The sequence below is a fragment of the Tessaracoccus sp. O5.2 genome (assembly GCF_964266725.1).
In the GTDB taxonomy this organism is placed as follows: domain Bacteria; phylum Actinomycetota; class Actinomycetes; order Propionibacteriales; family Propionibacteriaceae; genus Arachnia; species Arachnia lapidicapta.
On record NZ_CAXWGV010000055.1, the window covers coordinates 114,733 to 134,600 of the forward strand.

The 19,868-nt window shown below is 71.0% G+C and carries 19 protein-coding genes, 1 tRNA gene and 1 pseudogene; 10 read left to right on the plus strand and 11 right to left on the minus strand.

Annotated elements, in window-relative coordinates; translation table 11 throughout:
- Nucleotide 1 precedes the first annotated feature (1 nt).
- The gene (gene aroA, locus ACFQPD_RS14380) at nt 2-1,258 is read right to left on the minus strand and encodes a 3-phosphoshikimate 1-carboxyvinyltransferase (protein ID WP_385901484.1); all 1,257 of its coding nucleotides are present in this window, start codon (nt 1,256-1,258) and stop codon (nt 2-4) included.
- Complete coding sequence (locus ACFQPD_RS14385; RefSeq protein ID WP_385901485.1) at nt 1,258-1,872, minus strand: DoxX family membrane protein; 615 nt, start codon at nt 1,870-1,872, stop codon at nt 1,258-1,260. Before ACFQPD_RS14385 ends, aroA begins: the two co-directional genes overlap by 1 nt.
- 25 nt (nt 1,873-1,897) lie before the next feature.
- Here ACFQPD_RS14385 and ACFQPD_RS14390 point away from each other — a divergent pair, with 25 nt between their 5' ends.
- The 3 genes from ACFQPD_RS14390 (at nt 1,898) to ACFQPD_RS14400 (ending at nt 3,649) form a co-directional block, all read left to right on the plus strand.
- Nucleotides 1,898-2,626, plus strand: coding sequence for an SOS response-associated peptidase (locus tag ACFQPD_RS14390; protein ID WP_385901487.1), 729 nt, complete (start codon nt 1,898-1,900; stop codon nt 2,624-2,626).
- 130 nt (nt 2,627-2,756) lie between these two features.
- Nucleotides 2,757-3,374 carry a sigma-70 family RNA polymerase sigma factor gene (locus tag ACFQPD_RS14395; protein ID WP_385901510.1) on the plus strand — a complete coding sequence of 206 codons (618 nt, stop codon included), beginning with the start codon at nt 2,757-2,759 and terminating at the stop codon, nt 3,372-3,374.
- Nucleotides 3,374-3,649 (plus strand): hypothetical protein, encoded by a 276-nt coding sequence (locus ACFQPD_RS14400; RefSeq protein WP_078919580.1) that lies wholly within the window; start codon nt 3,374-3,376, stop codon nt 3,647-3,649. Before ACFQPD_RS14395 ends, ACFQPD_RS14400 begins: the two co-directional genes overlap by 1 nt.
- Nucleotides 3,650-3,712: 63 nt before the next feature.
- Here ACFQPD_RS14400 and ACFQPD_RS14405 read toward each other — a convergent pair whose 3' ends face one another.
- Nucleotides 3,713-3,787, minus strand: a complete 75-nt coding sequence (locus ACFQPD_RS14405) for a 50S ribosomal protein bL37 (protein ID WP_385901511.1) — start codon at nt 3,785-3,787, stop codon at nt 3,713-3,715.
- Between the two features lie 88 nt (nt 3,788-3,875).
- On the opposite strand from ACFQPD_RS14405, the gene ACFQPD_RS14410 reads away from it, so the two are divergent.
- Complete coding sequence (locus ACFQPD_RS14410) at nt 3,876-5,330, plus strand: sensor histidine kinase (RefSeq protein ID WP_385901513.1); 1,455 nt, start codon at nt 3,876-3,878, stop codon at nt 5,328-5,330.
- A gap of 8 nt (nt 5,331-5,338) precedes the next feature.
- Here ACFQPD_RS14410 and ACFQPD_RS14415 read toward each other — a convergent pair whose 3' ends face one another.
- Nucleotides 5,339-5,902, minus strand: a complete 564-nt coding sequence (locus ACFQPD_RS14415) for a protein-L-isoaspartate O-methyltransferase (RefSeq protein WP_385901489.1) — start codon at nt 5,900-5,902, stop codon at nt 5,339-5,341.
- 38 nt (nt 5,903-5,940) lie between these two features.
- Nucleotides 5,941-6,192 carry a WhiB family transcriptional regulator gene (locus tag ACFQPD_RS14420; protein WP_068751272.1) on the minus strand — a complete coding sequence of 84 codons (252 nt, stop codon included), beginning with the start codon at nt 6,190-6,192 and terminating at the stop codon, nt 5,941-5,943.
- A 165-nt stretch (nt 6,193-6,357) separates the two neighbouring features.
- On the opposite strand from ACFQPD_RS14420, the gene ACFQPD_RS14425 reads away from it, so the two are divergent.
- Nucleotides 6,358-6,735 (plus strand): hypothetical protein, encoded by a 378-nt coding sequence (locus ACFQPD_RS14425; protein ID WP_385901491.1) that lies wholly within the window; start codon nt 6,358-6,360, stop codon nt 6,733-6,735.
- Between the two features lies 1 nt (nt 6,736).
- Here ACFQPD_RS14425 and galK read toward each other — a convergent pair whose 3' ends face one another.
- From galK to ACFQPD_RS14450, 5 genes are all read right to left on the minus strand, one after another.
- Nucleotides 6,737-7,879, minus strand: coding sequence for a galactokinase (gene galK / locus ACFQPD_RS14430; RefSeq protein ID WP_385901492.1), 1,143 nt, complete (start codon nt 7,877-7,879; stop codon nt 6,737-6,739).
- Nucleotides 7,879-8,058, minus strand: a complete 180-nt coding sequence (locus ACFQPD_RS14435; RefSeq protein ID WP_068751275.1) for a DUF6104 family protein — start codon at nt 8,056-8,058, stop codon at nt 7,879-7,881. The genes galK and ACFQPD_RS14435 overlap by 1 nt, the downstream gene beginning before the upstream one ends.
- A gap of 5 nt (nt 8,059-8,063) precedes the next feature.
- A complete protein-coding gene (locus ACFQPD_RS14440) occupies nt 8,064-11,846 on the minus strand; it encodes a multifunctional oxoglutarate decarboxylase/oxoglutarate dehydrogenase thiamine pyrophosphate-binding subunit/dihydrolipoyllysine-residue succinyltransferase subunit (protein WP_385901493.1) in 3,783 nt (1,260 codons plus the stop codon).
- Nucleotides 11,847-11,934: 88 nt separating this feature from the next.
- Nucleotides 11,935-13,233 carry a glycosyltransferase 87 family protein gene (locus ACFQPD_RS14445; protein WP_385901495.1) on the minus strand — a complete coding sequence of 433 codons (1,299 nt, stop codon included), beginning with the start codon at nt 13,231-13,233 and terminating at the stop codon, nt 11,935-11,937.
- A gap of 47 nt (nt 13,234-13,280) precedes the next feature.
- Nucleotides 13,281-13,352: transfer RNA gene (locus ACFQPD_RS14450), tRNA-Arg, on the minus strand.
- A 60-nt stretch (nt 13,353-13,412) separates the two neighbouring features.
- On the opposite strand from ACFQPD_RS14450, the gene ACFQPD_RS14455 reads away from it, so the two are divergent.
- From ACFQPD_RS14455 to rho, 5 genes are all read left to right on the plus strand, one after another.
- Nucleotides 13,413-13,916 (plus strand): hypothetical protein, encoded by a 504-nt coding sequence (locus tag ACFQPD_RS14455; RefSeq protein WP_385901496.1) that lies wholly within the window; start codon nt 13,413-13,415, stop codon nt 13,914-13,916.
- 47 nt (nt 13,917-13,963) lie between these two features.
- Nucleotides 13,964-15,367 (plus strand): diaminopimelate decarboxylase, encoded by a 1,404-nt coding sequence (lysA, locus tag ACFQPD_RS14460; RefSeq protein ID WP_353081055.1) that lies wholly within the window; start codon nt 13,964-13,966, stop codon nt 15,365-15,367.
- Nucleotides 15,364-16,674, plus strand: a complete 1,311-nt coding sequence (locus ACFQPD_RS14465) for a homoserine dehydrogenase (RefSeq protein WP_385901497.1) — start codon at nt 15,364-15,366, stop codon at nt 16,672-16,674. Before lysA ends, ACFQPD_RS14465 begins: the two co-directional genes overlap by 4 nt.
- Before the next feature lie 4 nt (nt 16,675-16,678).
- Entirely contained in the window at nt 16,679-17,569 is an 891-nt protein-coding gene (thrB, locus tag ACFQPD_RS14470; RefSeq protein WP_385901498.1) for a homoserine kinase, read from the plus strand.
- 204 nt (nt 17,570-17,773) lie between these two features.
- Entirely contained in the window at nt 17,774-19,612 is a 1,839-nt protein-coding gene (rho, locus tag ACFQPD_RS14475) for a transcription termination factor Rho (RefSeq protein ID WP_385901500.1), read from the plus strand.
- A gap of 56 nt (nt 19,613-19,668) precedes the next feature.
- Here the strand turns inward: rho and ACFQPD_RS14480 are convergent.
- Nucleotides 19,669-19,868, minus strand: a pseudogene (locus ACFQPD_RS14480) (IS110 family transposase); the annotation flags it as partial.

Genomic DNA, 19,868 nt, shown 5'->3' on the forward strand with positions numbered 1-19,868 from the left:
CTCACGCCCGCACCAGCGACGCCCAGTCGCGCGCGAAGTGCGGCATGGTCTTCGACACGCACTCCAGGTCCGTGACCGCGATCCCGGGCACGCGCAGCGCCAGGAGCGCGGCGAAGTGGACCATGCGGTGGTCGGCGTACGTGTGGAGCACCGCGGGTCGCAGTTCCCCGGCGCCGACCAGCGTCAGGCCGTCAGCGGTCTCCTCGGCCTCGGCCCCGAGCCGGCGGAGTTCGGCGACGAGGGCGGCGATGCGGTCGGTCTCGTGGCCGCGGATGTGCGCGACGCCACGGATCGTCGTGCGGCCCTCGGCCAGGGCGCCGAGCGCCGCGACGACAGGGGTGAGTTCGGAGGCGGTCGTGAGGTCGACGTCGAGCCCGGCCAGCGGGCCGACGCCCGTGACGGTCGCGGAGCGGCGACCGCGCGCCACCTGGGCACCCATGCGCTCGACGATGTCGAGGATCAGCGCGCCCGGCTGGAGGCTGCGGGCGGGCCAGCCCGGGACCGTCACGCTCCCGCCCGTGACGGCGGCGGCGGCCAGGAAGACGGCGGCGTTCGTGAGGTCCGGTTCGATCGTCAGGTCGCGGGCGGCGATGCGTCCGGGGGACACCTGCCAGGTCCGGTCGTCCAGCTCGGCCACGGACACGCCCACCTCGCGCAGCATGGAGGTCGTCATGTCGATGTGCGGCCGCGAGGGGAGCCGGTCCCCGGTGTGCCGCAGCGTGAGGCCCGTGGGCAGTCTCGCCCCGATCAGCAGCAGCCCGGACACGAACTGGCTGGACGACGACGCGTCGATGTTGGCGGTGCCGTGCGGCGTCGCCGGTGGGGTCATCGTGAAGGGCAGCGCGTCGCCGGTGACCGTGGCGCCCAGCTGGCGCAGGCCGTCGAGGAGCGGGCCCATCGGGCGCTCGCTGGCGTGCGGGTCGCCGACGAAGGAGGAGGTCCCCTCAGCGAGCAGCGCGATGGGAGGCACGAAGCGCATGACCGTGCCGGCCAGGCCGCAGTCGATGTCGCGGGCGCCGCGGAAGCGCTCCGGCGGCCGGACCACGAGCGTCTCCCCGACGGGGTCAATGGTGACACCCAGCCGGCGCAGCGCGGCGATCATGAGCGCGGAGTCACGCGACTCCAGGGCGCCGGTCAGGGTGCTGGGGCCGTCGGCGAGCGCCGCGAGCACCAACGCCCGGTTGGTTTCGGACTTCGAGCCGGGGACGACCTGCTCGCCCTCGACGGGACGGGGGGCGGAGGGGAGCGGGTGGGTCATCAGTTGATGGTGCCCTCGAGTTTCCTGCCCAGCTGCTTGGCGGAGCGCCGCGCCTTCTTGGCCAGGTGCTTGGCCTGCTTCTCCGTGCGCTGCGCGGCCTTGCGGGCCGAGCGGGTCACGTCGTCGCCGATGGCGGCGGCCTTGCGCTCGGTGACCTTGGCCGTGTGCTCCGCGCGCCAGGCCAGGCTGGGCCGGCCCTCGGTGTCGCGGGCGGCGAGGAACGCGGCGCCCAGGAGGGCCGCGTTGCGGAGGACCTCCGGGCGGGCGGCGTCCTTGGCGACCTTGGGCGCGCCCTTGTCCGGCAGGGAGATGGCGAGGTTGAGCACCGACGCCTTCGCGAGCAGGAGGGCGCCGAGGCGGCGGCCGAGCCCGGTGGCGTACATCGCACCCCCGACGACCTGCGCGACGCCGGCGGCACGCACCCACGTCTCGGCCTTCTCCGGCACGTAGGCCGCGATGTCGGCCGGCACGACCCGCTGGAGCAGCGGGGTCACGGTCGACGTGAATCTCTCCGCGTCCGGGGCGAGTTCCGCGGGCTTGGTGACCGCACGGACCCCCTCGGCGACGAAGTAGCTGGCGAACAGACTCCTGGCAACGAACCGCAGCAGACTCATATCGTCACACTACTAGGCTTCGGGTATGTGTGGACGCTATGCGGCGACGGCGAATCCTGACGAGCTGATCGAGGAGTTCGACATCAGCGTCATCGAGGACGACATGGCCGCCGTGGCCTCGCCGCGCTACAACATCGCCCCCACCGACGACGTCCCCGCGGTGCTGGAGCGGCTCACCGACGGGGCCCCGGTCCGCAAGCTGGTCCCCCTGCGCTGGGGCCTGGTCCCGAGCTGGTCCAAGGCGCCGGGGTCGGGGATGATCAACGCCCGCGTGGAGACGGTGGCGGAGAAGCCCGCCTACCGCCGGGCGGCGGCGGCACGACGGTGCCTCCTGCCCGCGCTGGGCTACTACGAGTGGCGGTCGGAGACCCAGGCCGGCGCGCCGAAGCCGGTCAAGCAGCCCTACTTCCTCCGGCGCCCGGCCGGGCTGTTCGTCATGGCCGGGCTGTACGAGTTCTGGCGTGGTCCGGAGGGCTGGCTCGCGTCGACGACCATCATCACGACGGAGGCGACCGACGAGCTGGGCTGGGTGCACGACCGCATGCCGATGACGGTCCCCCGCGACAGCTGGGGGGACTGGTTGGACCCGTCGTTCACCGATGCCGCGGCCGCGGTCGCGCTGCTTGAGGTGCCCGCCGACCTCGCCCCGGTCAAGGTGTCGCGCGCGGTCAACACGGTCGGCACCGACGGGCCCCAGCTCATCGAGCCGGTGGATGAGGAGCCGGAAGAAATTCCCGTACCCCCGGGGGAATAGACGTGGCCACGACGGCGTTGTCGTCGGCATGACCGTCAGCGCCCCGACCCGCACCCCTGTGGGCTGCGCCGAGTCCACCGTCGTGGCCCGGGCGGAGTCCATCGTCGAGCTGGCGCTATTGTGGGCGCTGATGGACAGTCCGGATTTCGCGGCCCCCGACGCCGCCGACGTCCTCGAGGACGCCGACGCGGCGGCCTTCGAGGAGGAAGCGCTGAGCCATCTGGACCGGCTCTTCGCCGCGGCCATGCGCATGACCCGCAACGCAGCCGACGCCGAGGACATCGTCCAGGAGACCTACGCGAAGGCGTTCTCTTCCCGCCACACGTTCACGCCCGGCACCAACCTCAAGGCGTGGCTGTACCGGATCCTCACCAACACCTACATCAACGCGTACCGCAAGGCCCAGCGTTCGCCGCAGACCAGCGGCGACGAGGAGGTCAGTGACTGGCAGCTCGCTCGCGCGGCGTCGCACGACTCCGCGGGCCTGCGCAGCGCCGAGATGGAGGCGCTGGACCAGACCCCCGACGGCGCCGTCGCCGAGGCGATCGCCGCGCTGCCGGAGAACTTCCGGATGGCGGTGCTGCTGAGCGACGTGGAGGGTTTCTCCTACAAGGAGATCGCCGAGATCATGGGTACCCCGATCGGCACCGTGATGAGTCGACTGAACCGGGGCCGCGCCCAACTGCGTGACCTGCTGGCGGACTATGCCCGGGACAATGGCATCGGACGCAGGAGCGGAGGACGGTGATGGCCGATCCCGACATGTTCTCACACGAGCACGACGAGATGGACGAGTGCGTGGCGGCGCTGTCGCGCGTGCACTCCTTCCTCCACAACGAGCTCGTCGAGCGCGACGCCGACATCATCCGGCTGCACCTGCACGCCTGTGAGCGATGTATGGAGAACTTCGAGATCGAATCGACGATCACGGAGATGATCCAGCGCAGCCAGGAGACCGCGGCATCTGCGCCCGCCACCCTGACTGCGCGGATCCAGGCGATGCGCGTGACGACCCGCCGCTGACCCCAGGTACGACACAGCCCCCGCAGGGAGACCGCGGGGGCTGAATTGCGTTCGGCGTCAGGCTCAGCTGTTGGGGCGCTTGCCGTGGTTGGCCTTGTTCTTGCGGCGCGCGCGACGCTTGCGTCCGGTCTTACCCATGCGGGTCTCCTCATCAGTTCTTGCGGCTACGGGACACCACATTGTGCCAGAGAGACCGCCGCGCATGCTAAAGCCCATTCGTGGCAAGCTGGGCGGCGTGATGCGAGACGTGGCTCAGATGACCGACGACGAGTGGCTGGACGCCTTCGTCTCCCAGTGGGCGCTCCTGGCGGACCTCAGTTTCTCGGACCTCGTCCTCTGGAAGCCCGCCTCGCGGGAGGGCGACGTCTTCCACTGCACCGCGCAGGTCCGGCCCGTGACCGGGCCGACGGCGCTGGAGGAAGACATCATTGGCGAGACGATCGAGTTCGAGCCGGACCACCAGGTGACCGTGGCGTTCATGAGCCGGGAGATCGCCGAGACGTCGGACAACGCGCTCGGGGCGGGCATCCCCGTGGACGTGTGGGCCATCCCGGTGCTGCGCCACGACCACGTCATCGCCGTCATCGAGCGGCACACCAACCAGATGGGCATGCGGGCCACGGGCGCCCTGGAGGAGAACTTCCTGGAGGCCGCCGAGATCCTCACCCAGATGCTGATGCGCGGCGAGTTCCCGCTGGTGACGCCGTCGGACAAGGCCCTGGCGCCACGCGCCGCCGACGGCGTGCTGCGGGTCCAGCCCGACGGCGTCATCTCCTACGCCAGCCCCAACGCCGTGACGGGATTCCGGCGCCTCGGGGCGGTCGGCGACATCGAGGGCGAGCACTTCCGCGACCTCACGCGCCAGCTGCGCGCCAGCGTCGAGTCGATGGGCCAGACCGTGGAGGCGGACCTCGACGGCCGCCTGACGCTGGAGTTCGACGTCGAGGCGCGCGGCGCGTCCATGCGGTTCGTGCTGCTGCCGCTGTGGCTCGAGTACACGTCGGCGGGGATGCTCGTCCTGTGCCGCGACACCACGGACCTGCGCCGGCGCGACCGCATGCTCGTGACGAAGGACGCCACGATCCGCGAGATCCACCACCGCGTCAAGAACAACCTGCAGACGGTGGCGGCGCTGCTGCGGATGCAGTCTCGGCGGCTGTCGTCGCCCGAAGGCAAGGAGGCGCTGCGCGACGCCATGCGCCGCGTCTCGTCCATCGCGATGGTCCACGAGACGCTCAGCTACTCGCTGGGGGAGGCGGTCGCGTTCGACGACGTGTGCGACAAGATCCTCGACATGGTGGGCGATCTCGCCGCGTCCCACGGCACGGTCAAGGCCAGGCGCCACGGATCCTTCGGGGTGGTGCCGGCCGCGATGGCGACGTCGCTGTCGATGGTCGTGACCGAGCTGTGTCAGAACGCGATCGAGCACGGCATGGACAGTTCCTCGGGCACGGTGGAGGTGCTGCCCGAGAGGGTGGGCGATCTGCTGACGATCCGGATCGCCGACCACGGCCACGGTCTGCCCGCGGACTTCCAGCTGGGCAGGCAGACGTCGCTGGGCCTGGCGATCATCTCGACGCTGATCAAGGACCTGCACGGCAGCCTCGCCATCGAGAACCGCCCCGACGGGCCCGGCGCCGTGGCGACCATCGTCATCCCCGTGCCGCCCGTCGTGGCGTAGCCGGTTCGTCAGCGGAGCCGGACGAAGGAGAACAGCCCGGGCGCGTGTCGCCGGGCAAGGGTGCCGTCGGTGGAGCGCTCGACGATCGTCATCTCCTGCGCGGCCGGGAGCACCATGCGGCCGCCGGGGGCGAGCTGATCCTCCAGCGCGCGAGGGACCGAGCCGCCGTCGGCCGAGACGAGGATCCGGTCGTAAGGCGCGCCGTCGGGCCAGCCCATGACATCGCGCCTGGCGAGACGGATGCGGACCCATGGCCACCGGTCGTCGAGGTTGGCGCGGCCGACGGCCACCAGCGCCGGGACGATGTCGACGCCGGTCACGGACCCGGTGGGCCCCACCAGCTCCCCGAGCAGCGCGCTGGTCCATCCCGAGCCGCTGCCGACGTCGAGCACGCGGTCACCCGGATGGGGGTCGAGGAGGCGCAGCATGAGCAGCACCGTCGAGGGCTGCGAGTTGGTGGCGCCGTGGCCGATCGGCAAGGGCGCGTCGATGTGAGCGTTGTGGCGCTGCTGCGCGGTCAGGAAGTCTGCTCGGGGGGCCGCGGCGAACGCCTGGGTGAACCGGTCGTCCATACCCTCCAGTGTGCCGCCAGGGAGCTCGCCGGCGGGGCTCAGGAGTTGCGCAGCCGCGACCGGGCCGCGCGCCGCTTGATGGCCCGTCGCTCATCCTCGCTGAGGCCGCCCCAGACGCCGTGGTCCTGACCGGCCTCGAGGGCCCAGGACAGGCACTGCTCGCGGACGACGCAACGCTGGCACACCTTTTTGGCTTCCTCGATCTGCTGGAGTGCGGGGCCGGTGTTTCCGACCGGGAAGAACAACTCCGGATCCTCGGTGAGGCAGGCGGCCTTGTGGCGCCAATCCATGGTTGAGCTCCTTCTGGTCGGACAATGTTTCGTAGCTAAAGCAAGCAAGCTCATGCAGGCTACTCGCCGAACCAACGATAGGCAATAGAGGCCGCCTGCGGGTGGGCGACCCGCAACGCGGACCGGATTTGGTCGCCCCGTCTTCGGTGCGGCACTCTCGGACGCATGTCCGACGTGCTGCGCCGCCCCCTGTTGGCCGTTCCCGTGCTCTTGACCGCCGTCGCGGGGCTCGCGATCGTGGGCATCGGGGTGGGCACCGTCGCGGCGAACGCCCGGACCTTCGGGCTCGGCGTGGCCGCCGTGCTGGTGGGCTACGGCCTCATGCTGCTGCTCGTCGCTTGGGCGGTGACGAGGCGTCAGCACTGGGCGCTGGGCCTCGTCGTGGCGTCCTCGCTGTTGCACCTGCTGGTGGTCGGCAGCTTCCTCACCACCGCCGACCGCGCGCAGTTCGTCGGAAGCCTGCTGGTGTTGCCGGTCGTGCTCGCGACGGTGGTGACGGCTGTGCTGGCCGTCGGCCGCCGCGAGCTCGACCGGGTGGGCTGAGTCAGGCGAGCCGTCCTGCCCCCGGGGCGGGCGTCGCGGAGAACCATTCGGGAGCGCCGTAGCCGGCCTCGGCGAACGCGTCGGCGACGGCCCGGCCGATGCCGTCGGCCTCGCCCGCCCTGGTGAGCGCGATGATGCAGCCGCCGAAGCCGCCACCCGTCATGCGCGCGCCGAGGGCGCCGGCGGCCCGCGCCGCCTCCACCGCCAGGTCGACGGTGGGCACCGTGATCTCGTAGTCGTCGCGCATGGAGACGTGCGACGCGTCGAGCAGGGGCGCCAGCGCGGCGAGGTCGTCCGACCGCGCCACCTCGAACGCCTCGAGCACGCGCTGGTTCTCGGTGACGACGTGGCGCACGCGTCGCCGCAGCGTCTCGTCGTCGAGGCGGCCGAGCGCGTCGTCGAGGTCGGTGACGTCACGCAAAGCGGGGATCCCCAGGATCGAGGCCGCCGCCTCGCAGGAAGCGCGCCGGGCGCCGTACTCGCCGTCGACGTGGCTGTGCGGGGTCTTGGTGTCGAGCACCAGGATCTCGTAGCCCTGCTCCGCCATCGGCAGCGGCACCTGCTGCGTCTCGAGCGTCCGGCAGTCCAGGAACAGCCCGGCATCCGCCTCGCACAGCGTGCTGGCGGCCTGGTCGAGGAGTCCGGTGGGGGCGCCGACGTAGTCGTTCTCCGCGACGCGGGCGAGCCTCGCCCGATCCATCTTCGCGATGTCGAGGTCGTAGAGGTCGGCCAGCGCGGCCACCGTCGCGCACTCGATGGCCGCTGAGCTGGACAGGCCGGCCCCCAGCGGCACGTCGGACGTCATCACCAGCGTGGCGCCGCCGACGTCGTGGCCGGCCTGGCGCAGCGCCCAGGCCACCCCGGCCAGGTACGACGACCAGCCCTGGGTGTCCGGGGCCAGGTCGGCGAGGGGCACGCGCACCTCGTCGTCAAGTTCCAGCGACACCAGGACGAGCGTGTCGTCCGTGCGCCGACCGCCGGCGATGACGGCTTTCCGCTCCAGGGCGAACGGCAGGACGAACCCGTCGTTGTAATCGGTGTGCTCACCGATGAGGTTCACCCGGCCGGGGGCGAACCACAGCCCCTCGGGCTCCGCGTCCGTGATCTGCCGGTAGCGCGCCCGCAGCGCGTCGAGATCGAGCATCAGTCCTCCTCGTCGTCGTCGAGGCGCGCGAGCCAGGAGGCCAGCCGCTCGACCGGAGTCTCGAACTCCGGGAACAGGTCAACAAACGTGCGCATCTGCTCGGCCAGCCACTCGAAGGTGACCTCCTCGTGGCCGCGCCGGTCTGTGAGCTCCTCGAGCCCTCGGTCCGTGAAATACACGGCCGTCAGCCTAGCGCCGCGGTGAGGAGGTCCTCCTCCTGGGCCTTGTGAACCTTGAGCGAGCCCACCGACGGCGCCGACGACCACTCGCGGGCCACCAGCGTCATCCTGAGGTCGTAGTCCGGCAGGTGGCGCTTGACGTCCTCGGGCAGGTGGACGGACAGGAAGGGCCAGGCCCCCTGGTTTTTCGGCTCGTCCTGCACGAATCGCACGTCGTCGACGTGCGCGTATCGCTGCAGCGCCCGCGCGAGCTCCTCGCTGGGCAGTGGGTACAGCCGCTCGAGCGCGACGATCGCGATGCTGCCGTCGTGGCCCAGCTGCTCCCGGCGGGCGACGAGGTCCCAGCGCACTTTCCCGGAGCAGAGGATGAGGCGCTTGACCTTCGACGGGTCGTCGATGGTCGGGTCGTCCAGCACCGGGTGCCAGGCGCCGGAGGTGAAGTCCTCCGGATTGGACGTGGCCAGCTTGTTGCGCAGCATCGACTTGGGCGTCGCGATCACCACGGGGCGGTGGTAGTTGACGTAGGCGTGCTGGCGCAGCAGGTGGAAGTAGCTGGCCGGCGTCGACGGCTGGCACACGGCCAGCGCGTTCTCCGCACACAGCTGCAGCCAGCGCTCGATGCGCGCCGAGCTGTGGTCCGGGCCCTGACCCTCGTAGCCGTGGGGGAGCAGCAGCACCACACCGGACTTCTGGGTCCACTTCGCGTTGCCGGCGGCCACGAACTCGTCGGAGATGATCTGGGCGCCGTTGACGAAGTCGCCGAACTGGGCCTCCCACATCACCAGCGCGTCCGGGCGCGCGACCGAGTACCCGTACTCGAACCCGAGCGCGGCGTACTCGCTGAGCAGCGAGTCGAACACGTCGAACGTGCCCTGGTCCTCCGTGAGGTGCTTCAGCGGCACCCAGGCCTCGTTGGTGACCCGGTCCACGATGGCGGCGAAGCGCTGCGAGAACGTGCCGCGCCGCGAGTCCTGGCCGGCCAACCGTACGGGCCGGCGCTCCATGAGCAGCGAGCCGATGGCGATCATCTCCGCCGTCGCCCAGTCGATCGGCCCCTCGAGGATCGCATGCGCGCGGCGCTCGAGCTGCGGCATGACCTTCGGATGGACCGTGAACCCCTCGGGGAACTGCGTGTGCACCTCCGCGATCGTCCTGAGCATCTCCGGGGTGATCTCGGTCAGCCGCGCGTCGGGCTTCGTCGGGTAGTAGGGCACCTTGCGGTAGTCGTCGTCGGCCTCGGTGGTCTCGCGCACCTCGCGGAACACGTTCTCGAGGCGGGCGCGGAACCGGTTCATGACGTCCTCGGCGTCGGCCATGGAGATGTCGCCGCGGCCGATGAGGGACTCGGTGTAGAGGCGCCGCGTCGAGCGCTTCTGCTCGATGAGGTCGTACATGTTCGGCTGCGTGAAGCTCGGGTCGTCGCCCTCGTTGTGGCCGCGGCGGCGGTAGCAGACGAGGTCGATGACGACGTCCTTGTGGTAGCGCTGCCGGTAGTCGAACGCGACGCGGGCGGCCCGGATGCAAGCGTCCGGGTCGTCGCCGTTGACGTGCAGGACGGGTGCCGAGATCGACTTGGCGACGTCCGTGCAGTATGTCGAGCTGCGCGACTCCGTCGGCGCCGTCGTGAACCCCACCTGGTTGTTGACGACCACGTGGATGGTGCCACCGGTCTTGTATCCGCGCAGCTGACTCATCTGCAGGGTCTCGAACACCACGCCCTGGCCCGAGAATGACGCGTCGCCGTGCAGCGTCAGCGGCAGGACCGGGTAGTCGTCGGCCGCCAGCGTGTCCTGCTTGGCGCGGGCGATGCCCTGCAACACCGGGTTGACCGCCTCGAGGTGCGACGGGTTCGCCGCGACCGACGCCTTGATGGTGGCGCCGTTGGCCGCGACGAAGGTGCCCTCCGCGCCGAGGTGGTACTTGACGTCGCCGGTGCCGGTGCGGTCGACCTGGCCGTCGAACTCCTTGAAGATCTGGGCGTACTTCTTCCCGACGACGTTGGCGAGCACGTTGAGGCGGCCGCGGTGCGGCATGCCGATGCACACCTCGTCGAGGGAGTCGTTCGCGGCCCGCTGGGCGATCTCGTCCAGGAGCACGATCAGCGACTCGCCGCCCTCCAGCGAGAAGCGCTTCTGGCCCACGAACTTCGTCTGCAGGAACGTCTCGAAGACCTCGGCCTCGTTGAGCTTGTCCAGCGCGTGCATGTGTTCCTCGTGCGTCAGCGGCGTGTGCGGCCGCTCCATCCGCTGCTGGAACCACTCGCGCTGCCGCGGGTCGGCGATGTGCATGTACTCGACGCCGATGGTGCGGGTGTAGGAGTCCTGCAGGATGCCGATGATGTCGCGCAGCGGCAGGTAGACGCGCTCCTTGCCGCCGAAGGTCCCGACCGCGAACTCGCGGTCCAGGTCCCAGATCGACAGGCCGTGCGCCTCGAGGCGCAGGTCCTCGTGCGCCCGCTGCCGGTACTCGAGCGGATCGGTGTCCGCGACGAGGTGGCCGAACGTGCGGTACGCGTTGACCAGCTCCAGCACGCGGGCCGTCTTGCTCACCTGCGAGTCACGGTGCGCCGAGATGTCCGGTGACCAGCGCAGGGGCTCGTAGGGGATGCGCAGAGCCTCGAAGATCTCGTCGTAGAACCGGTCCTCGCCGAGCAGCAGGCCATGGAGTTTCTTGAGGAACTCACCGGAGGTGGCGCCCTGGATGACGCGGTGGTCGTACGTGCTGGTGAGCGTCGTGACCTTGGACACGCCCAGCTCGGTGAGCTTCGACGGGCTCATGCCCTGGAACTCGGCCGGATAGTCGATGTTGCCGACGCCGAGGATGACGCCCTGCCCGTTCATGAGGCGCGGCACGGAGTGGTTGGTGCCGATGCCGCCGGGGTTGGTGAGCGACGCCGTCGTGCCCGCGAAGTCGCTGACCTGCAGGTCGCCGTCGCGGGTCTTCTTGACCACCTGCTCGTAGGCGGACCAGAACTGGAAGAAGTTGAGGTTCTCGCAGCCCTTGATGTTGGGGACCAGCAGCTGTCGGGTGTCGCCCTTGCGGATGTCGATGGCGATGCCGAGGTTGATGGAGGGGTTCTCGATGAGGGTGGGCTTGCCGTCGATGACGTCGTAGGCGTTGTTCATATCCGGCATGGCCGCCAGTGCCTTGACCATCGCGTAGCCGATCAGGTGCGTGAAGGAGACCTTGCCTCCCTTGGAGGTGCGCAGGAAGTTGTTGATGACCGTGCGCTGATCGATGACGAGCTTCATGGGGACGGAGCGGACGGAGGTGGCCGTCGGGACCGTCAGCGACGACTCCATGTTCTTGGCCGTGCGCATCGGGGCGCCGCGCAGGACCGTGTACTTCGGCTGCGCGGCGGTGGGCTCGGGCCGCAGCGCGGGGTTGGGGGCGTTGGCCGACAGCGTCGACCCGGAGCCGGGGTTGGCCGGGCGCTCGCCGCCCTTGGGCCGCCGCTCCACCATGGACTTCTGCGCGGGCCGGGCCGGTGCGGCCTCGCCGTCGGCGGCGGGCTGGTCCTTGGGCTCCCCATCGCCCTTCGCCGCCTCGACGGGCTTGGCGCTCTGCTGCGGCGGTGCGGGGGTCACGGCGGGCTGTGCCTCCGACGGCTGCTCGGCCGCCTGAGGGGCGGGTGGCGCGGCGGTGGGCTGCGCGGGAGCCCCCTCAGTCTCGAACAGCTTGCGCCATTCCGGATCGACGGAGCTGGGATCGGCCTGGTATGCCTCCCGCATCTCGTCGATCAGCCATGCATTCGCCCCGAAAGAGTCCAGTGAGTCAGGTGCTGACATGTGTGAGTGGCGGAGGCCACGATCCCCTCTGTGAGTCCCGTCGGCCGCAGACGACTGCGGCTGCTGCTACTGGGCAGCTTACCCACACTCACGAGGGCTGTGGCGACGACGCACGCCCCCGGACGGGGGTGATGCCGGCTCCCCGTCCGGTGCCCCGGAGCGTGAGCACGAAGCTGTGCCCGGTGAGGGCCACGAGCAGCAGATTGCGCAGGACGAGGACCGACGTCTCGGGCCCGGAGCCCAGCGGGATGGCCATGATGCCGTAGGCGCCCCACGGATAGGTCAGCTGCGTCAGTAGCGCCACGAGCAGCATGCCGGCGGCCTGCACATGCACGTGTCGCCGCAGCCCGCCGTCCAGCGGCGCGACGAGCAGCGCGGCCACCGGCCCTCCCAGCCACAGCACGTACTGCGGCGAGAGCGTCTTGTTGCTGATGAGGGTGGCCAGCACGATCGTGAGGACGGCCAGCAGGATGGCCACCTCCCGATCCTGCCCGCGGAGGCCGCGCGCCCGGGCCAGGCGCAGCGTCAGATAGCCGGTGGCGGCGACGGAGAGCACCGTGAGCACCGAACTGACCAGCAGCATGGTGTCGACGTGGGGGCCCCGCAGCTCCAGCGCGTTGTACGGGGACAGGAACACGTCCCACGACGGGTTGGCGGTGAACGTGCGCAGCACCATGAGCGGCGTCGCGGGGACCGATTCGATCTGCAGGCCCCGGTCGGACTGCCAGGTGATGGGGGAGGCGGAGCGGTCCCAGCCGCTGCTCACCAGCGACGCGGCGGCGAGGCCGAACCCCACCACCACGAACCCGATCAGCCGCAGGCGGGCGGACCGGGAGCGCCAGGGGTGGGGCGTCAGCATCGGCGCGATGAGGAGCGCCGGCCACAGCTTGATCGCCGCTCCGAGCCCGACGAGCGCTCCGGAGACGGCGGGCGCCCGGATGAGCAGCAGACACGCCCAGGCGACCAGCGCCGCCGGGATCAGGTCGAAGCGGAACCAGACGATGGCGCCCTGCAGGCCGGTGAACAGGATCCAGAACAGCGCGCCGGCGGCGTTGTCGCGGCGGTGGAAGGAGATCGCGACCAGAGCGTCGAGGAGCACGAACACCGTGGCGTAGACCGACGTCCACGTCTGCCAGCCGCCGCCGAGGCGGTAGATCGCCTGCAGGATCCACACGGCGGGGACGGGGTACTCGACCATGACGCCGGTCTCGCCCTCGTCGAGGCGGAAGAGGTGGTAGCCGTAATAGGAAACGTCGTTGGCGATGAACGCAACCGACTCCAGTTCCAGGAATCGGTACGACACGTAGCGGGTGAGGATGAACACCGCGATGAGGAGTCCGGCGACGGCCGTCCGGGGGAGACGGACTCGTGGTGCGGCATGTCTCACGGACTCACGTCTCCTACCAGCGAGGCCTGGGGCCATCGGGCGCTGAGCGCCCCCGCGAGGATTCGAACCTCGGCTCCCGCCTCCGGAGGGCGGTGCTCTATCCCCTGAGCTACGGGGGCTGGCCCGGAAAGGTTAGCACCTCGTGAGCGGTTCTGTCGTTTCCGGCTACGGTGGTCGGCGTGAGGCCCCTGCTGACGTCCGTGCTGGCGATGATCCTGATCGCACTGCCTGTCGGCTGCGTGTCGCGCCCCGACCCCGGCCCGGCGGTCCTGCGCGACTCGGCCCCGCCGTGGGACGCCCCGCGCGACGGCGTGGCCTACATCGAGGCCGCGGGGTTGCCCGAGCAGCCGCTCGACACCGATTCCGATCCCTGGATCCTCGACCTCACGGTGACCGTCGACGGCCGCGAGGTGGAGGTACCGGCGTACATCGGCGTGGACCGGCTGCGCGCGGTGCAGGCGCCGGCCCACACGCACGCGCCGGGCGGGGAGATCTGGCTCGAGGGCGAAGGCAATCGCGACGTGACGCTGGGCGAGTTCTTCACGCTCTGGGGGGTCCGGCTCGACTCCGACTGCGTGGGCGGGGCCTGCGGCGACCTCGTCGTGACCGCCGACGGCGAGCCGGTCGCCGATCCGCCGTCGCTCGTGCTCCGCGGACTGGTTCGCGTCGTCGTCTCGGGCTGAGCCGGCCGATGGCGGCCGGGGGCGGGCCTCTGGCAGGCTTGGGCGCCATGACGCACATGCACATCGCCGGGTCGATCCACGCGGACGCCGCGCACGGCGGGCCGCAGTGGCTCGAGGTGCCGCGCGACCTCAACGCGCTCGACCCCAAGCTCTGGCCGCGGGGCACGGTCCGCGACGACCAGGGCCGCATCGTCGTCGCCGGCGCGCCGCTGACCGACGTGGCACGCGAACACGGGACGCCCGTCTACGTCATCGACGAGGAGGACTTCCGCTCGCGGGCCCGCGAGTTCCGCACCGCGTTCCCGACCTGGGACATCTACTACGCCGGCAAGGCGCTGCTCACCCGGCGGGTCGCCCGCTGGGCCGCGGAGGAGGGCCTGGGGCTCGACGTCACGACGATGGGGGAGATGCGCATCGCGCTCGCCGGCGGCATGCCCGCCGCCCGGCTGGGGCTCCACGGCAACAACAAGTCCGACGAGGAGATCCGCTTCGCGCTCGAGCAGGGCGTCGGGCGCATCATCGTCGACTCCTTCGACGAGATCGCACGCCTCGAGCGCGCCTGCGTCGACGGCGGCCACCGCGCCCGCGTCATGGTCCGGGTCACCACCGGAGTCGAGGCGCACACCCACGAGTACATCGCGACCGCGCACGAGGACCAGAAGTTCGGGATGTCGATCACGGGCGGGCAGGCCCTGACCGCCCTGGTGCGCTGCCACAGCTCGCAGTACCTGGACCTAGCCGGCATCCACAGCCACATCGGATCGCAGATCTTCGACACGCACGGCTTCGAGGTGGCCATCCGCCGCACCATGCGGCTGGCGTCGCAGTTCCGGACCGCCACGGGGGTCGAGCTGCCTGAACTGGACCTCGGCGGCGGCTTCGGCATCGCCTACACCTCGGCCGACACTCCGGAGCCCACTGCCGACATCGCGGCCGCGTTCGAGGAGATGATCGACCACGAGTGCCGGGCGTTCGGGCTCCAGCGCCCGCACCTGTCCATCGAACCGGGCCGGGCGATCTGCGGACCTGCCGGCGTCGCCGTCTACGAGGTCGGCACCGTCAAGGTGGTGGACCTCGAGGGCGGGCGCTCGCGCGTGTACATCAGCGTCGACGGCGGCATGAGCGACAACATCCGCCCGGCGCTGTACGCGGCCGAGTACTCCGCCGCGCTGGCCAACCGCACCTCCGACGCCGAGCCGGTCCTCAGCCGCGTCGTCGGCAAGCACTGCGAGGGGGGCGACATCCTGATCCGCGACGTCTTCCTCCCGGCCGACGTGACCATCGGCGACCTCATCGCCGTGCCCGGCTCCGGCGCCTACGCCCGCAGCATGGCCAGCAACTACAATCAGATTCCGAAGCCCCCGGTCGTCTCGGCGAAGGACGGTGCCACGAGCGTGATGCTGCGCCGCGAGACGCTCGACGACCTCATGAGATTGGACGTGGGAGAGTGAGCAAGCCGCTCAAGGTCGCGCTGCTCGGCGCTGGCGTCGTCGGGTCCCAGGTGGCCCGCATCATCCTCAACGAGGGCCCCACGCTCGAGGCGCGCATCGGTCGCCGGCTCGAGCTGGTCGGCATCGGCGTGCGGCGGCTGGAGGCCGAGCGCCCCGGCATCGACCCCGCGCTGCTGACCACGGACCTCGAGTCGCTGGTGGCCCGCAAGGACCTCGACATCGTCATCGAGCTCATCGGCGGCATCGAGCCAGCCCGCACCCTGCTGCTCACCGCCATCGCCAACGGCGCCTCCGTCGTGTCGGCGAACAAGGCGCTGCTGGCCGACGACCTCGGGGAGCTGTCGCGGGCGGCGGAGGCCAAGGGCGTCGATCTCTACTACGAGGCGGCCGTCGCGGGCGCCATCCCGATCGTCCGGCCGCTGCGCGAGTCCCTCGTCGGCGACGACATCACCGCGGTCATGGGCATCGTCAACGGCACCACCAACTACATCCTCGACAAGATGGTCAGCGACGGCAGCAGCTTCGACGCGGCCCTGGCCGAGGCGCAGCAGCTCGGCTACGCCGAGGCGGACCCGACGGCGGACGTCGAGGGCCACGACGCCGCCGCCAAGGCCGCGATCCTGGCGGGACTCGCCTTCCACACGGAGGTGCGCCGCGACGAGGTCTTCTGCGAGGGCATCACGGGTGTCACCGAGGACGACATCGCTGCCGCCGAGCAGATGGGCTGCACCATCAAGCTGCTGGCGATCGCGAAACTGACTGACGACGACCGCGTCATCGTCAAGGTGCACCCGGCCATGGTGGCCAACAAGCACCCCCTGGCCACGGTCTCGGGCGCGTACAACGCCATCTTCGTCAACTCTCGCGAGGCCGGCGAGCTGATGTTCCTCGGTCAGGGCGCCGGTGGCGCTCCGACGGCCAGCGCCGTCATGGGCGACGTCGTCACCGTGGCCCGGAACCGCCACCGCGGCACCGCCAGCCACCGCGGCCCCAGCTCCAGCAGCCGTGCGGTGGCCCCCATCGGGGAGTCCGAGGCGCAGTTCTACGTGAGCTTCGACGTCGTCGACCGCCCCGGCATCCTGGCGCGCTGCGCCGGCATCTTCGGCGATCACGGCGTGTCGCTGCGGGTGGTGCAGCAGAGCTACCTGGCCGAACGGGAGGGGGCCGACGCCAGCGGTTTCGCCGCCCGGCTCGGCGTCATGACGCACCTCACGCGGGAGAGCGACCTCGCGGTCGTCGTCGAGGAACTCCGCCGTTCCGACTTCGTCGGATCCGACGTGCGCGTCCTGCGCGTCGAGGGCTTCTGAGTCGATGGGCCGGCTCGTCGTCCGGGTCCCCGCGACCACCGCGAACCTGGGCTCGGGGTTCGACTGCGTCGGCATGGCGTTCGACTGGTTCGACGAGCTGACGCTGGAGACGCACGACACGCCGGGCCTGGAGGTCATGGTCACCGGCGAAGGCGCGGCGGACGTGCCGCGCGACGAACGGCACCTGGTCGTGGCGACGTTCCTCGAGGGCCTGGCCGCCTTCGGGGGCGAGCGCCCCCCGGGTCTGCGGTTCACGGCGCACAACACCATCCCGCACTCGCGCGGCCTGGGCTCGTCGGCGGCCGCCATCGTCGCGGGGCTCGCCCTGGCCTGGGGCGTCGCCCGCCCCGGTCAGCCGCTGGACCGCGCGGCGCTCACGCGACTCGCCACCGCTGCCGAGGGACATCCGGACAACGCGGGGGCGGCCGTGTGGGGCGGCGCCATCCTCGCCTGGGCCCGCGACGGCAAGGTGTCGCTGGTGCAGCTGCCGCTGCCCGAGGGCTTCGGCGCCGTGGCGTATGTGCCCGGCTTCGAGTGCCGCACCGACGACGCCCGCCGCGTCCTGCCCGACACCGTGGGGCGGGCTGACGCCGTCGCGCAGGCCATCGCGGCCGCCGCCCTGCCGCTCGCCCTCACGCTCCGCCCCGACCTGCTGCTGGACGCGACGGCGGACCGGCTGCACCAGCAGTACCGGGCCGACCTCATGCGGCCCGCCTACGACCTCATGCTGCGGCTGAGGGCAGCCGGTGTGCCGGCGGCGATCTCCGGCGCGGGCCCCACCGTGATCGCCGTCGGGCTCCCGGACCAGCTGGATCCGGCCGGCTCCGTGACCAGCACCGGGTTCGCGGTGCACCGGCTCCGCCCCGCCGGGGGCGTCGAACTGCACGTCGGCTGACGGCCAGGCCGCGGCTCGCACGCGGCGATTCGGGCGCGTCTTTGGTCGCGGGCCCTCCGACTTGCTAGGCTGGAGCGCGGTTTACCACGAGGCGCCGCCGGGGCGATCATCCACCCGGCCACTTCCGCGCCCAGTACTCCACCACTTTGACGCCGTCGGCCGCATTGAGAGGCTGCCCGCACGGCTCCATGAAGGGAACTTTCCTTGAGCGAATCCGTTGACCTGTCCGGAATGAAGCTGGTCGAACTCAAGTCCGTCGCAGCCAGGCTGGGCATCAAGGGCGCATCCGCCATGCGCAAGGGCGACCTGGTCTCCGCCATCCAGTCCGCCGGGGGCGGCACCCCCGCCGCCCGAGCGCCCCGCCCCGAGCGGGAGCAGGCGGCTCCCCAGGAGACGCTCGTCGACGCCGGGGCCGAGCCCCAGCGCCCTCCGCGCAGCCGCCGCGCCGCGTCGCGTCCGGCCGGGGAACCGGCCTCCCCCGCGGGGGAGTCCGCGCCCGCCGCCGAGCAGCCCGCGGCCCAGGAGCAGCGCTCCGAGGAGCCGCGCCGCCAGGAAGAGCCGCGCCAGGACCGTGGCGACGGCGAGCCGAGCGGCCGCAACCGCCGTCGCCGCAACCGCGACCGCGCCCCCCAGGGCGAGACCACCATCCCGCAGCAGGACGTCATCGACGAGGTGGGCGAACTCCTCGAAGCGGCCAAGGGCGGCGGCCGCGCCCCCGCGGCCGCGGCCTCAGCGCCGCCGGCCCCCGCGTCGGTCACCATCGAGCCCGTGGGCTACGACGACGATCAGGGCGGCTCGCGCCGCAGCCGTCGACGCCGTAACCGCGAGCGGCAGACCAACCGGCGCCCCACCCGGGGAAGCCAGGGGGGCATGGAGCGCATGGAGGCCGAGCCCACCGTCGGCGAGGGCGACGTGCTCGTCCAGATCTCCGGCATCGTCGACATCCAGGACAACTATGCGTTCGTTCGCACCTCCGGGTACCTGCCCGGCCCCAACGATGCCTACCTGTCGATGTCGACGGTGCGGCGCTACGGCCTGCGCCGCGGCGACGTCATCACCGGCGCGATCCGCGCGCAGCGTGAGGGCGAGCGCAAGGAGAAGTTCAACCCGCTGGTGCGCCTCGACACGGTCAACGGCGACGATCCGGAGAAGGCCAAGGGCCGCCCCGAGTTCGCCAAGCTCACCCCGCTCTACCCGCAGGAGCGGCTGCGCCTCGAGACCGTGCAGAACACAATCACCGGCCGGATCATCGACCTGGTCTCGCCCATCGGCAAGGGCCAGCGCGGCCTGATCGTGTCGCCGCCCAAGGCGGGCAAGACCATGATCATGCAGGCCATCGCGAACGCCATCGCGGCGAACAACCCCGAGGTCCACCTCATGGTGGTGCTCGTGGACGAGCGTCCCGAGGAGGTCACCGACTTCCAGCGCACAGTCTCCGGCGAGGTCATCGCCTCGACGTTCGACCGCCCGGCCGAGGACCACACCATGGTCTCCGAGCTCGCGATCGAGCGGGCCAAGCGCCTGGTGGAGCTCGGCCACGACGTCGTCGTGCTGCTCGACGGCATCACGCGCCTCGGCCGCGCCTACAACCTCGCGGCGCCGGCCTCGGGCCGCATCCTGTCCGGTGGTGTCGACTCGGCGGCGCTGTACCCGCCGAAGAAGTTCTTCGGTGCCGCCCGCAACATCGAAGACGGTGGCTCGCTCACCATCCTGGCCACCGCGCTCATCGAGACGGGCTCCAAGATGGACGAGGTCATCTTCGAGGAGTTCAAGGGCACGGGCAACATGGAACTGCGCCTGCGCCGCGAGCTGGCCGACAAGCGGATCTTCCCCGCCATCGACGTCGACGCCTCGGGCACCCGACGCGAGGACCTGCTGCTGGGTCGCGACGAGCTCAACATCATCTGGAAGCTGCGCCGGGCCCTGTCCGGGCTCGATGACCAGCAGGCCCTCGAGACCCTGAAGTCGCGGATGGCCAAGACGCAGAGCAACCACGAGTTCCTGCTCAGCGTCCTGAAGACCACCCCCGCGGCCGAAGGCTGAGCGCGCGGAGTTTGATTTCCGGGGCCGGCGCGGCAGACATCCCAGGTTTTGTTTTGTCAAGCGGCAGCGCTGGATTGGTGGCTCCAGGCCTTGTTTTCGTCGTAGAGCTGGCCGGTTTTGAGGCAGCCGTGGAGGATGCCCACCCACCGGTTCCCGAGCTGGCGGAGGGCGGCCTGGTGGCCGATCTTGCGGTCCTTGAGAGCCTTGTAGTAGGCCTTCGCACCGGGTGAGCCGCGCATCGATCCGAACGCCCATT

Coding starts and splice junctions, on each gene's coding strand:
- ACFQPD_RS14440 (WP_385901493.1), bottom strand. CDS start 11,846: ATGTCAGCACCTGACTCACTGGACTCTTTCGGGGCGAATGCATGGCTG.
- ACFQPD_RS14390 (WP_385901487.1), top strand. CDS start 1,898: ATGTGTGGACGCTATGCGGCGACGGCGAATCCTGACGAGCTGATCGAG.
- ACFQPD_RS14395 (WP_385901510.1), top strand. CDS start 2,757: ATGGACAGTCCGGATTTCGCGGCCCCCGACGCCGCCGACGTCCTCGAG.
- galK (WP_385901492.1), bottom strand. CDS start 7,879: ATGCTCGATCTCGACGCGCTGCGGGCGCGCTACCGGCAGATCACGGAC.
- ACFQPD_RS14415 (WP_385901489.1), bottom strand. CDS start 5,902: ATGGACGACCGGTTCACCCAGGCGTTCGCCGCGGCCCCCCGAGCAGAC.
- lysA (WP_353081055.1), top strand. CDS start 13,964: ATGACGCACATGCACATCGCCGGGTCGATCCACGCGGACGCCGCGCAC.
- thrB (WP_385901498.1), top strand. CDS start 16,679: ATGGGCCGGCTCGTCGTCCGGGTCCCCGCGACCACCGCGAACCTGGGC.
- aroA (WP_385901484.1), bottom strand. CDS start 1,258: ATGACCCACCCGCTCCCCTCCGCCCCCCGTCCCGTCGAGGGCGAGCAG.
- ACFQPD_RS14425 (WP_385901491.1), top strand. CDS start 6,358: ATGTCCGACGTGCTGCGCCGCCCCCTGTTGGCCGTTCCCGTGCTCTTG.
- ACFQPD_RS14400 (WP_078919580.1), top strand. CDS start 3,374: ATGGCCGATCCCGACATGTTCTCACACGAGCACGACGAGATGGACGAG.
- ACFQPD_RS14420 (WP_068751272.1), bottom strand. CDS start 6,192: ATGGATTGGCGCCACAAGGCCGCCTGCCTCACCGAGGATCCGGAGTTG.
- ACFQPD_RS14385 (WP_385901485.1), bottom strand. CDS start 1,872: ATGAGTCTGCTGCGGTTCGTTGCCAGGAGTCTGTTCGCCAGCTACTTC.